The organism is Kitasatospora sp. NPDC001540 (genome assembly GCF_042894345.1).
Classification (GTDB): Bacteria; Actinomycetota; Actinomycetes; order Streptomycetales; family Streptomycetaceae; genus Kitasatospora; species Kitasatospora phosalacinea_C.
Genome location: NZ_JBIAVO010000066.1, coordinates 1 through 13,519, shown reverse-complemented (window position 1 = coordinate 13,519; position 13,519 = coordinate 1). Strand labels below are relative to the sequence as shown.

Here is a 13,519-nt window from a genome sequence, read left to right as displayed (position 1 = left end):
CCTCCCGGTCGGTGGTGGCGTCCTCCGCGAAGCGACGGTCACCGGTCGCGTCGGGCACGTACTTCACACAGACAACGATCCTCAAGCTCACGGCCTGCTCTCCTGTTACTGGGTCCGATCCGGCGGCTGCGGCGGCTGCCCGCGCGCACCGAGCGATCCTCGGCCCACGCACGGGGCCCGCGGCCCGAGCGGCGCGCGGAGGTGTCCCTCCGGGACTGCCCGGCAGCATACCCACGAGTAGCCCAACCGTCACTACTCGCCAGTAGCTTACGCTGCCCGCGACCCCGGCCCGACACCACGCGGCCGCCCCCGGCCCATCCTGCCCCAGCCCGACCCGGCTGCCACCTGACTCCACACCAGATCGCCTGTGAGATTACGCGCACCGCCCCCGCGAGCGCCCCCGTGACCGGCCCCTCGACCGGCTCAGACGGCCTCGCCCAGCGCCGCGATCACGTCCGCCTTCCGCGGCTGCCCCGCCGCCCGCCGCACCACCCGGCCGGACGCGTCCAGCACCAGCACGGTGGGCGTCCGCAGCACCTCCAGCCGCCGCACCAGCTCCAGCCGCGACTCGGCGTCCACCTCCACGTGCGCGACGCCCTCGACCATCCCGGCCACCTCCGCCAGCGTCCGCCGGGTCGCCCGGCACGGCTGGCAGAACGAGGTCGAGAACTGCACCAGCGTCGCCCGCTCCCCCAACGGCGCCCCCAGCTCCGCCGCCGTCAACCGCACCGCCCCGTCCGCCCGCACCCGCAGCCTCCCGTCCCGCGCCCTGCGCACCACGCCGAACCCGCCAGCCGCCGCCAGCACCACCAGGCACACCACCAGTCCGGTCACCCACCCAGTCTGACAAACCACCCTCTGGGCCCTTTCTCCCGGGGCTTGCCGGGCGCCCGCCGCCAGGCATCCCGGCTGGAAGCACCGGCGAAACACCCAAGTACACCCAGTACGAGGGCGTTCCGCCGGCACTCCCAGCCGGGCGCCCAACGACGTGCGCTGTTCCGACAAGCCCCGGAAGAAAGGGCCTGGGCCCGGAACCCGCTCCCCGCTACCATCACCCCGTGACCGCCCGCACCCCGTCGTCGACCCCCCGGCTGACCAGCCGCCGGGTGATCGACCTGTGCCGGGCCTGCACCACCCGCTGTCGCTGACCGCACCACCCCCGCGCCGTCCCCGCCGTACGACGTCCCGTCAGCGACCCCTCCGGAGCCCACCGTGCCCTCCGCACCGATCGACCCGCGCGGCCCGCGCTTCGCCGCCGTCCTCACCAGCCTCGTCCTCGCCGCCGCCCTGATCACCGGCAGCACGCCGCTGCTCGCCCTGCAGACCCTGGTCTTCGCGGCGGGCGCGCTCGGCGGCCACCGCTACGCCCCCTACGGCTGGCTCTACCGCACCCTGGTCCGCCCCCGCCTGGCCCCGCCCGCCGAGCTGGAGGATCCGCGCCCGCCGCGCTTCGCCCAGGCGGTCGGCCTCGCCTTCACCCTGCTCGCCACCCTCGCCGCCCTGCTGGGCCTGACCTGGCCCGCCCTCGTCCTCACCGCCCTGGCCCTGGCCGCCGCCTTCCTGAACGCCGCCTTCGACTACTGCCTGGGCTGCGAGTTCTACCTGCTCCTCAAGCGCGTCTGAGCCGCCGCTGGGCCGCCGCGCCCGGGGAGACCGCACCCCGCCGGAAAGTTCCCGGTGTGAGGGTCGCCTCCCCGGGTAGCCGCAGGCGTGACAGACCGTACCCGTTCGGGGGATCATCGGGGGGAAACACCCGTGGCCGCCGCGGCGTGCCGCGACCCCTCGGCCAGCCCCCGCGCTCCGGGTACCGCCGACCCGGGCGCCTGGCCCGTAGGAAGTAGGGCTGACCGTGGCCGAGTTCGTGTACCCGCCGGTGATCCGCACCGCGCTGGCCGCCTTCAAGGCGCTGGACCTGCGCATCTCCATCGTCGGCGCCGAGCACGTGCCCACCACCGGCGGCGCCGTCCTGGTCAGCAACCACATCAGCTACCTGGACTTCATCTTCGCGGGCTTCGGCGCGTACCGGGTGGCCCGCCGCAAGACCCGCTTCATGGCCAAGGACGACGTGTTCCGGCACAGGGTCTCCGGCCCGCTGATGCGCGGCATGAAGCACATCCCGGTGGACCGCGCCGACGGCCAGCCCGCGTACGAGGCGGCGGTGCAGGCGCTGCGCGAGGGCGAGGTGGTCGGGGTGTTCCCGGAGGCCACGATCAGCCGTTCGTTCACGCTGAAGAAGTTCAAGACCGGCGCGGCCCGGATGGCCGCGGACTCGGGCACCCCGCTGCTGCCGGTGATCCTGTGGGGCACCCAGCAGTTGTGGACCAAGGGCCGTCCGAAGACGCTGACCAAGCGCCACGTCCCGGTGACCATCATGATCGGCGAGCCGATCCACCTGGCCCCGACCGACAAGCCCGTCATGGTGACCCGCCGCCTGCGCGCCGCGATGTCCGAGATGCTGGACCGGGCGCAGCGCGAGTACCCGGCGAAGCCGTCCGGGCCGGACGACGACTGGTGGCTGCCCGCGCACCTGGGCGGCGGCGCGCCGACCCTGGAGCAGGCGGAGGCCGAGGACGAGGCGGAGGCCGAGCGCCGCGCCGCCCGCTGACGCCGCACCCCTGCCCCCTCGTGCGTCCGGGGTCAGCCCGGCGCGAGCCGGTGGGCGGCGAGGTCGTGCAGCAGCCGCAGCAGCGGTCGGTGCCTGCGCTCGGCGCGTGCGGCGAGCGCCGCCAGCACCGGCAGGTCGGCGCGGGTGACCGCGGCCGCGGGGCGGGCCAGCCAGGCGGTGGGGTGGTGGAGGTCGTGCAGCAGGGTGCGGGACCCCGGCCCCGCCCCGGACCCGCTGTGCAGGACGTAGCGGCCGTCGGCGGAGTTCTGCCAGGCCGTGGTGACGTCCAGCAGGGCGGCGGTCGCGGGCGGTTCGGGGACGGGGTCGAGCGTCTCGGCGTCGTGGAAGTGCGGGCGGCCGAGCGCCCAGCCCCCCACCACCCGCCAGGCGGGCACCGCGAACAGGGGCCACAGGGTGGGCGTCCCCACCACTGCGGTCTGCCGCAGCCGCCCGCCGTGCGGCTCCCAGCGGCGCAGGCCGCCGTTCGACCCGGCGGTGACCAGGGCGTCGGGGCCGAGGAAGGCGGCGTGCACGTCGCCCTCGGTGTCGGCCGCGGCGACCACCCGCCCGTCGGGCAGGTCGAGCAGCACCGTCCGGCGGCCGTCGACCAGGGCGATCCGGGTGCCGGTCGGGTCGACGGCGAGGCGGTCGCAGCGCCACAGCCCGCTGCCGCCGAGGTCGACGGGGACGGGCGGGTCGCCGCCCGTCCCGACCAGGACGGCCCGCATCATCGCCAGGCCCACCGCGTAGCCGTCCGCGGTGGCCGCCACCCGGGCGCCGTTCAGGGCGTTGCCCGAGGCGAGCTGCTCCTCGGAGCGGCCGTCGAGCAGGACCAGCTGGGCGTGCGGCGGGCCCGGCAGTTCCCGGACGGCGACGGCCAGGCCCGGGCCGAGGCAGGCGAGGGAGCTCCACTCGTTCGGGCCGCCCCGGTGCAGCACCTTCGACCGTCCGGTGGTCAGGTCGAGCGTCCGCAGCGCCCAACTGCCGTTCTTCTGCAGGCCGTCGACCGCGAGCACGGGTCGGCCGTGGGCGAAGTGCAGGCCGTACCCGGTGGTGCTGACCACGGGCAGCTCCCGGTGGGCGGGGCGGGCGGGCGCGGACCGGCCCGCCGCCGCGAGGCGCTCGGCCAGCGCCCGGGCGGCGGGCTCCGCGGGCAGGCCGCGGTCGGTGAGCGCGCGGGCCAGCCGGACGCCGTCGGCGACCGGGACGGCCAGGGCGAGCGCCCACAGCCTGGCGTCGTCCCCGGCCGCGGTGAGCCGCCGGGCCTCCTCGTCGATCTCCTCCGGCGTGCCCCACGGGATCCGCTGGGCCAGCCGGCCGCGCTGCCGCTCCTGCTCGCGCTCCTGCTCGACGGCGGCGACCAGGGCCTCCACCCGGGCCCGCTCCGCCTCGGTCCGCCCGGCCTCCTCGGGCAGCCCCGCAGTGGTCTGCAGGGAGGCGAGCACGGCGAGCGCGTGGGCGTAGCGGGGCCCGTAGGCCGGCAGGTCGGCCTCCACCAGCCCCTCCCACAGCGGGAGGGCGGCCTCGCGGTCGGGGATGCCGTCGCGGTCGAACGACGGGACGGCGGTGACGTACTCCAGGGCCTCGGCCAGGTCGGGCCGGTGGGCCTGCGGGTCGACGCTCGCCAGGTACGCGAAGAGGGTGACCCCGGCCCGGGTGGCCGCCAGCATCCACCGGTGGTGGTCGGACGGGGGCGGGTCGTCGAAACCGGTCGGGCCTGCGGACCCGGGCTCGGCGGGGTGCGCCCGCAGCGCGGCGCTCTCCGCCCGGGCGGCGGCGGCCTCCTCCGGCCGCCCGGCGGCGGTGAGGGCCAGGCCCAGGACCTCCAGCCCGTCCGCCAGTTGGGGCCGCAGCACGGCGGGGTTGTCCGGCAGCAGGCGCCGGTCGATCTCCACCGCCTCCCGGGCGAGGTCCACCGCCCGCTGCCGCCAGCCTGCGGCGACGGGCCGGTGCAGGCCGGGGCGGTCGGGCGCGGAGGCGGCGATCACCTCGGCGAGCTGGTAGTGGCCGACGAGCCGCCCGGCCAGCAGGGTCAGGGCGTGGGCGAGGGAGGCCTCGTGCCGGGGCGGGTCGTCCGCGGCGAGGCGGCGGTCCAGGGCCACCGCCTGCTCGAGGGCCGCCAGCACGGCCCGGCCCCCGAAGTAGGCGGGCGGCAGGGCCATCGCGAGGTTGACCAGGCAGGTGGGCAGGTGGGCGCGCGCCTCCCGCTCGGACGACTTGATCCAGGACAGCTGCCAGAAGAGGCCCAGCGCCTCGTGCTCGGCCTCCAGGGCCTCCGCGGTCCGCCCGGCCCGGCGCAGCTTGTTGGCCAGGTTGACCAGCAGCGCGGCGCCGCCCGTCCCGGTGGCGGCCGGGTCCATCAGGCCGGCCCGGCGGCCGAGGTCGACCGCCTCCCGGGCGTGCGCCAGCGAGGCGTGCCGTTCGCCGTAGCGCTCCAGCCGGTTGCCCAGGTTGGACAGCACGAAGGCCAGCGGCTGCGCGAAGGTCCGCGGGTCGGCCTGCGCCAGCGGCCGGTACAGCTCGACCGCGGTGACCAGCGCGTCCAGGTTCTCGCGGTAGCGCCCGGCCGCGGCGAGGGCGTTGGCGAGCCGGGCGTGGACGGCCGCCCGCTGCGCCGGGTCCCTGGTGCGGGCCAGCCGGTGGTCGGCCAGGACGCGGGCCAGGTCGGCGGCGCCCGTGGCCAGGTCGGTGCGCTCGTACGGGGGCAGCCGGTCCTCCACCGCCTCCAGCAGGTCGAACGGGACGCCGGGCAGCGTGGCCAGGGCGCTCAGCGCGGGGCTGCCCGCGACGACGGCGAGTTCGGGCCGGGCGCGCAGCAGCGGGAACAGGTGCGCCTCGGCGACGTGCGGCCAGCGCGCGGCGGCCGCGGCCAGCAGCAGCAGGGTGCGCCTGGTCCAGCCGGGGTGCGGCAGGCCGTCGGTGAGCGCGGTGACGGTGCCCGGCGCCCACTCCCGGGCCGGGTAGTCGGCCCGGTGCCCGGGGAGCGTGAGGGCGGCGAAGTCCTCGGCCAGGCGGTCGGGTTGGAGCGGTTCGAGGACGGTGGCCCGGTCCGGGTCCGCGGGCGGGTAGCAGCTCGCGTGGTCGGCCAGCAGGCGGTGCGCGGGCAGCCCGAGGCCGAGGCGGTCGAGGGCCTGCGCGCCGGTCGGCGGCGGCAGCGGGCCGGTCAGCGCGGCGGTGAACACCACCCGGTTCATCACCTCCGGCGGGGTGGTCCACGGCGGTTCGCGGGTGCCGTCGCCGTCCAGCCGGTGGGTGCCGTCGCCGTGGCGGCGCGCCCAGTGCAGGTGTTCGCGGTCCAGCAGGTAGAGGGTCAGCCCGGCGGTGTCGGTCGGGGTGCGCCGCCCGGTCAGGTGGGCGTCGACGGCGACCAGGGCCGCCATGTGGACGGCCAGGGTCAGGCCGAACTCCGGCCCGTCCAGCCAGGGCGGGGCCGTCATCCAGCCGGGGGCCGCCGTCCCGTACCGCGCGGCGAAGCCGTCCCGGGCCGCGGTGAACATCTGCGCCCGCCGCCCGGCCGGGTCCTCGCCGTCGCCGAGCGCGGCCAGCTCCTGCGCCGAGGTGCCCGCCCGGTGGTCGGCCAGCGCGGCCCGGACGGCGGGCCAGGGGCCGGTGTCGCGGGCGATCATCAGGACCCGGGCCGGGACGGCCGGATCGTGCAGCAGGGCGTTGCTGAGCAGCCAGGTCAGGTGGGAGAGCGGCCAGCGGTCGGCGTAGTCGACGAGCAGCAGCAGGCCCGGCGCCCCGTCCGTCCGCAGGTCCTGGCTGCCGGGCGGGGGCAGCACCGAGCCCGGGCCCTCGGTCGCGGTGACGACCTTCCAGCCTTCGGCGGCGGCCTCCCGGGCCAGTTGCGCCGCCAGCCGGGTCTTGCCCTGCCCGCCGGGCCCGTGCAGCCAGCGGACCGCCAGCCGGGGGCCGGACCGGCACCAGGCGCGGAGCGCGGCCAGTTCCTCCGTCCGGCCGGTGAAGCCGACCACCTCCCAGCGGGCGTTGAGCATCCGGCTCGGCAGCTCGCCCAGCCAGGCGTCCTCCGTACCCTCCCCGGGGCGCCAGTTCTCCAGCACGTAGACGGGCGTGCCGTCGCCGAAGACGTGGAGGTCCGCGCCGATCACCCCGTAGGCGAAACCGGCCCGCGCGACCACCCGCTGCTCCAGCCGCCCCGCGTCCGGCCCCGGGCCCGGCTCGTGCCCCGCCGGTGTCACCGCGGGGCCGCCTCCCCGGGCCCGCCGCCGGGCGCGGGCGGGTCGGGCTGCGCCGCCTCGTGCACCACCACGTTCCCGCCGAGCGCGCCGTAGGCCCGGCCGTGGCCGTGCGCCGTCACGTGCTGCGTCCAGTGCTGCTCGGCCCGGGGCAGCGCGGCCACCGTCCGCTCCACGAAGCCCTGCAGCTCCTCCGCCAGTTCGGGGCGCTCGGCCAGCAGCGCCTCCCACTCGACCTGCCAGGCCGGGGCGAGGGCCTGCCGCACCCGTTCGGGCTCCGCGGCCCGGGCCACCAGCTCGGCGTCGTGGTCCAGCCGTTCGGCGATCGCGCGCTGCCGCTCCGCCCCGCCGCGCGTGAACAGCCGGGCGGCACCGGCCCGGGCGGTCTGCCAGGCGTCGGTGGCCATCGCCCCGACCAGCGCCGTCCCCCCGGCCCCGGCGAGGGCGATCAACGATTCGGCGAGCATCCGTTCCCCCTGGCATCACGTGGTCCCGTCCCTCGCCGTACCCCGGCCGCACCGCGCTGACACCCCCTCCCGCCGTCCCGCCGCTCAGCCGGCGAACCAGCCCGCCGCGTCCAGCCGGAAACCGGACGGGCCGACCAACTGCGCGAGCCCGTCCTCCAGTTCGCGCAGGCGCCGCTCCCCGAGCACGGCCGCCCACTGCGCCCGGATCCGGTCGAACCCGGCCGCCGACCTGGCCAGCAGGTCCAGCCCGCGGGGCGTCAGCCGGACGAGCTTGCGACGGGCGTCCTGCGGGTCGTCCGCCCGCTCCGCGTACCCGAGCACCTCCAGCCGGTCCACGGTCTTGCCCGCCGCCTGCTTGGACACCCCCAGCCGCCGCCCGAGTTCGCTCGCGGTGGCCCCGCCGACCCCGATCGCCTGCAGCGCGAACCCGTGCGCGGGCCGCGCGTCCGGGTGCCCCTGCCGGGCCAGGTCGGCGTGCAACTCGTCGATGATCGTGCGGAATCCGGCGAACAGCAGCAAGGGCAGCTCGAAGCCGTCCCGAACCGGAACGCCCGGTTCCCCGTTGCGCGGATCGACAACCTGGTTTACGTTTTGGTCAACCACGTTGTCCATTCTAGGACGCGCAGCCGGGGCCCGTCCCCCGGCCACCCCGACACGCCTCCGCACCCCACGAAAGGCCCACCCATGCCCGTCCCCGCGCCCACCACCCCGACCACCCCGACCACCGGCGCCCACTTCCCCGACCTCACCCCCGACACCGCCCCACCGGCCGCCCGCCGCCAGCTCGACCAGGTCACCCGCCACCTCGGCTACCTGCCCTCCGCCGCCGCCCGCCTCGCCCACGCCCCCCAACTCCTGGACGGCTTCCTCAAGTTGACCGCCCTCTTCGACGCCACCGAACTCGACCCGCTGGTCCGCGAAACCGTGGTCCTCACCCTCGCCACCCGCAACGGCTGCCACGTCTGCGTCGCCATGCACAGCGCCGTCCTCACCCGACTCGCCGCCGCCCCCGAACTGATCACCGCCCTGCGCGCCCAACAGCCCCTGCCCGACGCCCGCCTGGAGGCCGTCCGGGCCTTCGTCCACGCCGTCCTCGACCACACCGGCGCCGTCCCCGAACCCGATCTCGCCGCTTTCCTCGCCCACGGCTTCACCCCGCGCCACGCCCTCGAGATCGTCCTCGGCATCGGTGCCTACACCCTCTCCACCTTCGCCAACCGCCTGACCGACGCCCCCCTTGACCCCCAACTCGCCCCCTACGCCTGACCCCCGCCACCCCGGCCGGTACGCTCCCCCGGTGACCGACCGCGGCCCCACCCTCCCCGCGCTGCGCCACCAACTGGTGGCCGCGGTCCTCACCCTGGCCGCCCCCGGCCTCCAGGACGACGCCTTCGACCCCGCGCCGCTGCTCACCACCCTGTTCACCGAGGCCTGCGACGCCGACGACCCGCTCCCCTGGATCGGCCACACCCTGCGCACCGGCGAGGAAGCCGCCCTCACCGCGGACCTCGGCACCGCCCTGCGCACCCTGAGGGCCACCCTGCCGCCCGACCCCCGCCCCGCCGACCACCTCCGCTCCCCCGCCTGGCCCGCCGTCACCACCACCGCCGCCCGGCTGGCCCGCACCCTGGTCGCCAACGACCACCACGCGGCCTCAGCCCCCGGCCCCTGACGCCCGCCGCACCTCCTTGCGCATCGTCACCCGCTGCTCGTCCATCCCCCCGTCCTCGGCCAACCCCCCTCTCCCGGCGCCCTCAGAACACCATCTCCACCCCCATCGCCCCCTCCCCCGCCCGCGCCGCCGCCCGCAGCACCCGCAACGGCGCCTCGAACAGCTCCGCGACCTCCCCCTCCCCGTCGCCCTCCTCCGCCAGCCACTCCGCCGCCCGCCCGAACGCCGACTCCCGCGCCGCCCCGCCGACCCCCAGCACCGCCTCCACCTCCGGCAGCCGTTCCCGCACCTGCCCGGCGTCCCAGACGAACTCCCCGCCCCACCCCGGCAGCCGCTCCACCCCGTCCGGCCCCAGCGCGAACGCCAACGCGTGGAACGGGAACGCCTTCCGCAGCCCGAACACCCAACGCTCCTGCTCCGGCCGCTCCTCCAGCATCCGCAGCAACTCCCAACGGACGGGGTCGAGTTCCTCGTCCTCCTCGACGTGCCCCCAGGACTCGAACAGCGCCCGCAACTCCGCCCGCCCCGCCCCCGGATGCGCCCGCCACCACGCCAGCCGCTCCTCCGCCCCCGCCGGACGCCCCGGCCACCCCACCGCCGCCGCGGCCCCGTCGGGCACCACCCCCAGCATCCACCACCCCTGGTAGCCCATCCGCCCTCCCCACTCGTAGCCCCACTCGTAGCCCCGACATTGAACCCCACGGGGAACGGCTCGTCACAGCGGGCGACCCTACGAGCCGTCCCGCAGTCGGTCCTCGGCTGATCGCCTGTCATAGCCCTCTAGGATCCTTCGGGCATGGAAAAGACGATGCAACTGACGATCGACTGCTCCGACCCGCAGAAGATGGTGGCCTTCTGGGCCCTGGCCCTGGGCTACGTGCCCGAGCCCGCACCGGACGGACACGCCACGTGGCGCGCCTACTGGGAGGCGATCGGCGTCCCCGCGGAGGAGTTGCCCACCGGGGCCGGAGACATCCCGGAGTCGATCGTCGACCCGGCGGGCCACGGACCGCGCGTGTGGTTCCAGCAGGTCCCGGAGCCGAAGACCGCCAAGAACCGCTGGCACTTCGACCTGAAGGTCGGCGGCGGCCGTGACGTCCCCCTGGACGTCCGCGCCCAACGGGTCAGGGCCACGGTGGACCGGCTGGTCGCGGCCGGCGCCACCGTACTGAAGATCAAGGACGAACCGACCACCGGTCTCTGCGCCGCAGCCATGCAGGACCCGGAGGGCAACGAGTTCGACGTCGTCTGAGACCGCGTCCGAATGGACATCACCCCCGTCGTCCGCTGGCTGTGGACCCGGGACCGGGCCGTGGCACCCTGCGGAGGCGTCCCGGTCCCACCAGCGGCCCACCGTCACGCGAGTGCGGTTGCGCTCCACTCACCGCGTCATCGCCGTGGAGCCGACGGGCCGCCGCGCTCGGTGCGAGTGGACCTGTCGCCCGGGTAGCCGCCGTCGGCGATCGTGGTCGTTCTGCCGACGACGGCTTCGGCACCGGATTCCTCCCGTGCCGTGCAGCCGTTCCGGTTGCCGGGGAGGGGTTTGCCGATCGTCACGACCAGGTGGGTGCGGGCGTCGATGACGACCTGGTGGTCGGTGGAGTACCTGTAGTTCTTGGACTGCTCTGCGACGCCGTGGTCACGGGTGGCAACCAGAGTGCCGTCGACCCTCCAAGAGCAGACTCCACGGCCGACCGGGCCGCCCCGCATCAGCCCCCTCGCGGCGCAGCGCCGTCACCGGTTTGCGGAAGTCTCGCGGGCTCAGCCCGGTGAACGGGGCCGTCCATCACGGTTCCGACGCCGTGATCACGACGGGCACCTCAGGAACGTCCCACGCCTGATTGCCCGCCCGGCCTGCCTCAGCCGCCTTGCGCCGCGAGGAGGCTCCTCAGCCTCCGTACCTCGGCGATCAGGCGAGGCATGTCTTCACGGGCGTTCGCGATGAAATCGATGTCGGCATCAAGCTGGGCATTCGGGCTGCCGAGCTCACGCCCTCCGATGTACCTGCGGATATAGATCTCGTCGTCCTCGTCCGAGTCCGGCGTGACCTGGATGAAGCTCTCGCCGCCTATAGCGTGTCGAGTCTCCATCCATGCCCACCACGGAGCGGGGGCAGTGGCGGCGATGCGCTTCTCCATCGCGTCGAGTTCGGTGTCAGTCAGCGCCTCGTTCACAGACATGGCGAGATCATCCGCCGAATGCCACCCAGAGTCCAGAGACCCTCGGCTCACCACCTGGTTGCGGGACAGCCCTTACGTCCTGGTTGCGTTCTCGCGCCACCACGTGACGTCCCTGTCCAACTCGTCAAGGACGTCGCGTCGCCGTTCGATTGTCAGTGGCGGGCGGTCGCCGAGATCCGGGCGAGGACGGCCGTCGCCTGCGCCGGGTCGGCGCGAAGCCAGGTGGTCAGGTGTTCTCGAACGGCCTCGGCGACGCAGGCGCGAACGGGCCCGTTGCCCAGGTAATCGCGGGTGGCCCCCTCGAACTCGGGCCGGTCGAGCTTCACCGACAGAACCGCCGCCAGGCCCGCACCGAGCTGAGTGTGGGTGAAGTCGGGGTCGGACGGGCTGAGCAGCTGTCGCTCCCGGGCATGGGCATTGAGAGCGGCCGCCAGACCGTCGTGGAAGCCGAGTTGGTGTGTGCCACCGCCCGCGGTCGGCCGGTTGTTGGCATAACTCTCGATCTGCTCCTCGGGGGAGTCGCACCAGCAGAGGGCCGCCTCCACGGTTCCCTCCATCTCGGAGCACTCGCACTCGAAGCCGATCACGTCCGAGTGGAACGGGGTGCTCTGTTCCACGATGTAGTCCTTCACTCCGCCCGGGAAGCGGAAGCGAACGGACCGGGGCGCCGCGAGGTCACGAACATCGGTCAAGGTGATGTCCAACTCGCGGTTCAGAAAGGCCAGTTGCCTGAAACGCCCAGCCAGTGTGTCGAACGAGAACTCCAGCGTCTCGAAGATTTCGGCATCGGGCCAGAAGGTGATCACGGTCCCGCTGCCGTCGGTCGGTCCGGTGCGCGCGGACGTCACGACGGCCACGCCCCGCTCGTACTCCAGCACCCGGCAGGAGCCGTCGCGCTGCACCTCTGCCATCAGGCGGCTTGACAGCGCGTTGACGACGGCCAGTCCCACGCCGGACAACCGGCTGGACAACGAGCGCCGGTCGACAGGCCGCGCCCCGCAGTAGAGCACGGTCAACCGGCTCTCCATCGAAGGGCCGTCGGCACGGTCGGCGTGCCCTACCCCTACCGGAAGACCCGTGCCGTCGTCGGCGACCCGAACGCCGCCGTCGGCGGTGAGGGTGATCTCGACCTGGCCGGCGGTGCCGACGAGGATCTCGTTCAACGCCTGTTCGGCGGCCTCGAACACCAGTTGGTGAAGGCCTCGTTCGCCTGCCGATCCGACGTACATCGCGGGCCGCTTCCGAACCGCCTCCAGGCCCTCCAGAACCACGATCGTGCCGGCGTCGTACGTCTTCGATTCCTCGCTCATGATGCCCCCTCTGAGGATGTTCGACAGAGCTTCCCCAGCCTAGGAGATTTCAGAGAAAACACCAGGTCAGAGCTAATTTGGTGAGGCCGTGGACAGGTTCCTGAAGGGCAATCAGGAGCAACCGGCCGCCGAGGGGTGCACGCTGCCGCGGCAAGGCCGCCGCGGCCTTCCGAGGACCGCCTGCGGCACTGTTCTGGGCGGCCCTGGGGTCACGGGTTTCAAGAAATTTCCACCCCGGCCAGATGTGGCCGTGGATGCCGAGTGGACCGTTCCGCTTCGTACTCCGATGGCTGGGCAACCAGACGGTTTGACTGGTCAGACCGTTCTTGAGGTCTCATGGCGAGCGTGTGAGGGCCGTGGGCCTGGTCGCGCGGCGGGCCGGCCACGGACGAGGCGGCGGACCATGATGCCGACCATCACCCAGCGGATCATCGCTTCCGAACGGGCGGAGCTGGTCTCGGGGTTCCGCGCGAGGCGTCCCGGCGGCCGACGAAGCCCAGGCCAGCCCAGACCTTCTTGACGCCCGGATGGTCGAGGCGGGTTCACAGCAGCGGCCGCTTCGCCCCGTCGCGATCTTGGATGCTCGCCGCGACGACGTGGACGGCCAGGAGCAGGCCGAGGGCGCCTATGACGATGAACCCGCTTGCGGCCCTTGACCTTCTTGCCCGCGTCGAAGCCCCTGGTCACGGCGGGGACCGTGTCGGCGGAGCGGACGGCCTGCGAGTCGATCAGCCCGACGCTCGGCTCCGCGGCGCGGCCGTCGGCTTCACGGACCTGGCCACGCAGGGCGTCGTGGAGGCGTTTCACGGTGCCGTCGCCGTGCCACCAGGCGAAGCAACCAGTACACCGTCGGCCAGGGCGGGAAGTCCTTCCGCACCTACCGCCAAGAACATCCGGTCCGCACCACGTAGAAGATCGCATCGTCGATCCGCCACTGCGGGTGCTTCTCCCGCCTTCCGATCCGGAAACGCGAGAAAGCCCCCTGACTTCCCGCCAGGGGGCTTTCCCACAAAGATTGTTCGGCGGCGTCCTACTCTCCCACAGGGTCCCCCCTGCAGTACCATCGGCGCTGTGAGGCTTAGCTTCCGG

Annotated in this window: 12 protein-coding genes and 2 pseudogenes; 5 read left to right on the top strand and 9 right to left on the bottom strand. The window is 74.6% G+C overall.

Annotated features, from left to right (window positions below):
• Nucleotides 1-91, bottom strand: a pseudogene (locus tag ACFY00_RS37300) (electron transfer flavoprotein subunit beta); the annotation flags it as partial.
• 332 nt (nt 92-423) lie between these two features.
• Entirely contained in the window at nt 424-834 is a 411-nt protein-coding gene (locus ACFY00_RS37295; protein WP_388038490.1) for a TlpA family protein disulfide reductase, read from the bottom strand.
• 378 nt (nt 835-1,212) lie between these two features.
• On the opposite strand from ACFY00_RS37295, the gene ACFY00_RS37290 reads away from it, so the two are divergent.
• Together ACFY00_RS37290 and ACFY00_RS37285 are read left to right on the top strand one after the other, a co-directional pair.
• Entirely contained in the window at nt 1,213-1,623 is a 411-nt protein-coding gene (locus ACFY00_RS37290) for a DUF4395 domain-containing protein (RefSeq protein WP_388038487.1), read from the top strand.
• Nucleotides 1,624-1,849: 226 nt separating this feature from the next.
• Complete coding sequence (locus ACFY00_RS37285) at nt 1,850-2,605, top strand: lysophospholipid acyltransferase family protein (RefSeq protein WP_388038484.1); 756 nt, start codon at nt 1,850-1,852, stop codon at nt 2,603-2,605.
• A gap of 32 nt (nt 2,606-2,637) precedes the next feature.
• On the opposite strand, the gene ACFY00_RS37280 is transcribed toward ACFY00_RS37285, so the two are convergent.
• The 3 genes from ACFY00_RS37280 to ACFY00_RS37270 form a co-directional block, all read right to left on the bottom strand.
• Nucleotides 2,638-6,804 (bottom strand): hypothetical protein, encoded by a 4,167-nt coding sequence (locus ACFY00_RS37280; protein WP_388038481.1) that lies wholly within the window; start codon nt 6,802-6,804, stop codon nt 2,638-2,640.
• On the bottom strand, nt 6,801-7,268 hold the full coding sequence (locus ACFY00_RS37275) for a hypothetical protein (protein WP_388038478.1): 468 nt from the start codon (nt 7,266-7,268) through the stop codon (nt 6,801-6,803). The genes ACFY00_RS37280 and ACFY00_RS37275 overlap by 4 nt, the downstream gene beginning before the upstream one ends.
• 84 nt (nt 7,269-7,352) lie before the next feature.
• Nucleotides 7,353-7,880 (bottom strand): MarR family winged helix-turn-helix transcriptional regulator, encoded by a 528-nt coding sequence (locus tag ACFY00_RS37270; protein WP_388038475.1) that lies wholly within the window; start codon nt 7,878-7,880, stop codon nt 7,353-7,355.
• A 72-nt stretch (nt 7,881-7,952) separates the two neighbouring features.
• On the opposite strand from ACFY00_RS37270, the gene ACFY00_RS37265 reads away from it, so the two are divergent.
• On the top strand, nt 7,953-8,534 hold the full coding sequence (locus ACFY00_RS37265; protein WP_388038472.1) for a carboxymuconolactone decarboxylase family protein: 582 nt from the start codon (nt 7,953-7,955) through the stop codon (nt 8,532-8,534).
• 31 nt (nt 8,535-8,565) lie between these two features.
• Nucleotides 8,566-8,940: a hypothetical protein gene (locus ACFY00_RS37260; protein WP_388038470.1), complete on the top strand. Its 375-nt coding sequence runs from the start codon at nt 8,566-8,568 to the stop codon at nt 8,938-8,940.
• 82 nt (nt 8,941-9,022) lie between these two features.
• Here ACFY00_RS37260 and ACFY00_RS37255 read toward each other — a convergent pair whose 3' ends face one another.
• The gene (locus ACFY00_RS37255) at nt 9,023-9,592 is read right to left on the bottom strand and encodes a hypothetical protein (protein WP_388038467.1); all 570 of its coding nucleotides are present in this window, start codon (nt 9,590-9,592) and stop codon (nt 9,023-9,025) included.
• A gap of 144 nt (nt 9,593-9,736) precedes the next feature.
• On the opposite strand from ACFY00_RS37255, the gene ACFY00_RS37250 reads away from it, so the two are divergent.
• Entirely contained in the window at nt 9,737-10,192 is a 456-nt protein-coding gene (locus ACFY00_RS37250; protein WP_388038465.1) for a VOC family protein, read from the top strand.
• Nucleotides 10,193-10,338: 146 nt separating this feature from the next.
• Here ACFY00_RS37250 and ACFY00_RS37245 read toward each other — a convergent pair.
• The 3 genes and pseudogenes from ACFY00_RS37245 to ACFY00_RS37235 all read right to left on the bottom strand — a co-directional run.
• Nucleotides 10,339-10,705: pseudogene (locus ACFY00_RS37245) on the bottom strand (transposase); the annotation flags it as partial.
• 94 nt (nt 10,706-10,799) lie between these two features.
• Nucleotides 10,800-11,120 (bottom strand): hypothetical protein, encoded by a 321-nt coding sequence (locus ACFY00_RS37240; protein WP_388038462.1) that lies wholly within the window; start codon nt 11,118-11,120, stop codon nt 10,800-10,802.
• A 152-nt stretch (nt 11,121-11,272) separates the two neighbouring features.
• On the bottom strand, nt 11,273-12,430 hold the full coding sequence (locus tag ACFY00_RS37235) for an ATP-binding protein (RefSeq protein ID WP_388038459.1): 1,158 nt from the start codon (nt 12,428-12,430) through the stop codon (nt 11,273-11,275).
• Nucleotides 12,431-13,519: the final 1,089 nt, after the last annotated feature.

Coding starts and splice junctions, on each gene's coding strand:
- ACFY00_RS37275 (WP_388038478.1), bottom strand. CDS start 7,268: ATGCTCGCCGAATCGTTGATCGCCCTCGCCGGGGCCGGGGGGACGGCG.
- ACFY00_RS37270 (WP_388038475.1), bottom strand. CDS start 7,880: ATGGACAACGTGGTTGACCAAAACGTAAACCAGGTTGTCGATCCGCGC.
- ACFY00_RS37265 (WP_388038472.1), top strand. CDS start 7,953: ATGCCCGTCCCCGCGCCCACCACCCCGACCACCCCGACCACCGGCGCC.
- ACFY00_RS37255 (WP_388038467.1), bottom strand. CDS start 9,592: ATGGGCTACCAGGGGTGGTGGATGCTGGGGGTGGTGCCCGACGGGGCC.
- ACFY00_RS37250 (WP_388038465.1), top strand. CDS start 9,737: ATGGAAAAGACGATGCAACTGACGATCGACTGCTCCGACCCGCAGAAG.
- ACFY00_RS37240 (WP_388038462.1), bottom strand. CDS start 11,120: ATGTCTGTGAACGAGGCGCTGACTGACACCGAACTCGACGCGATGGAG.
- ACFY00_RS37235 (WP_388038459.1), bottom strand. CDS start 12,430: ATGAGCGAGGAATCGAAGACGTACGACGCCGGCACGATCGTGGTTCTG.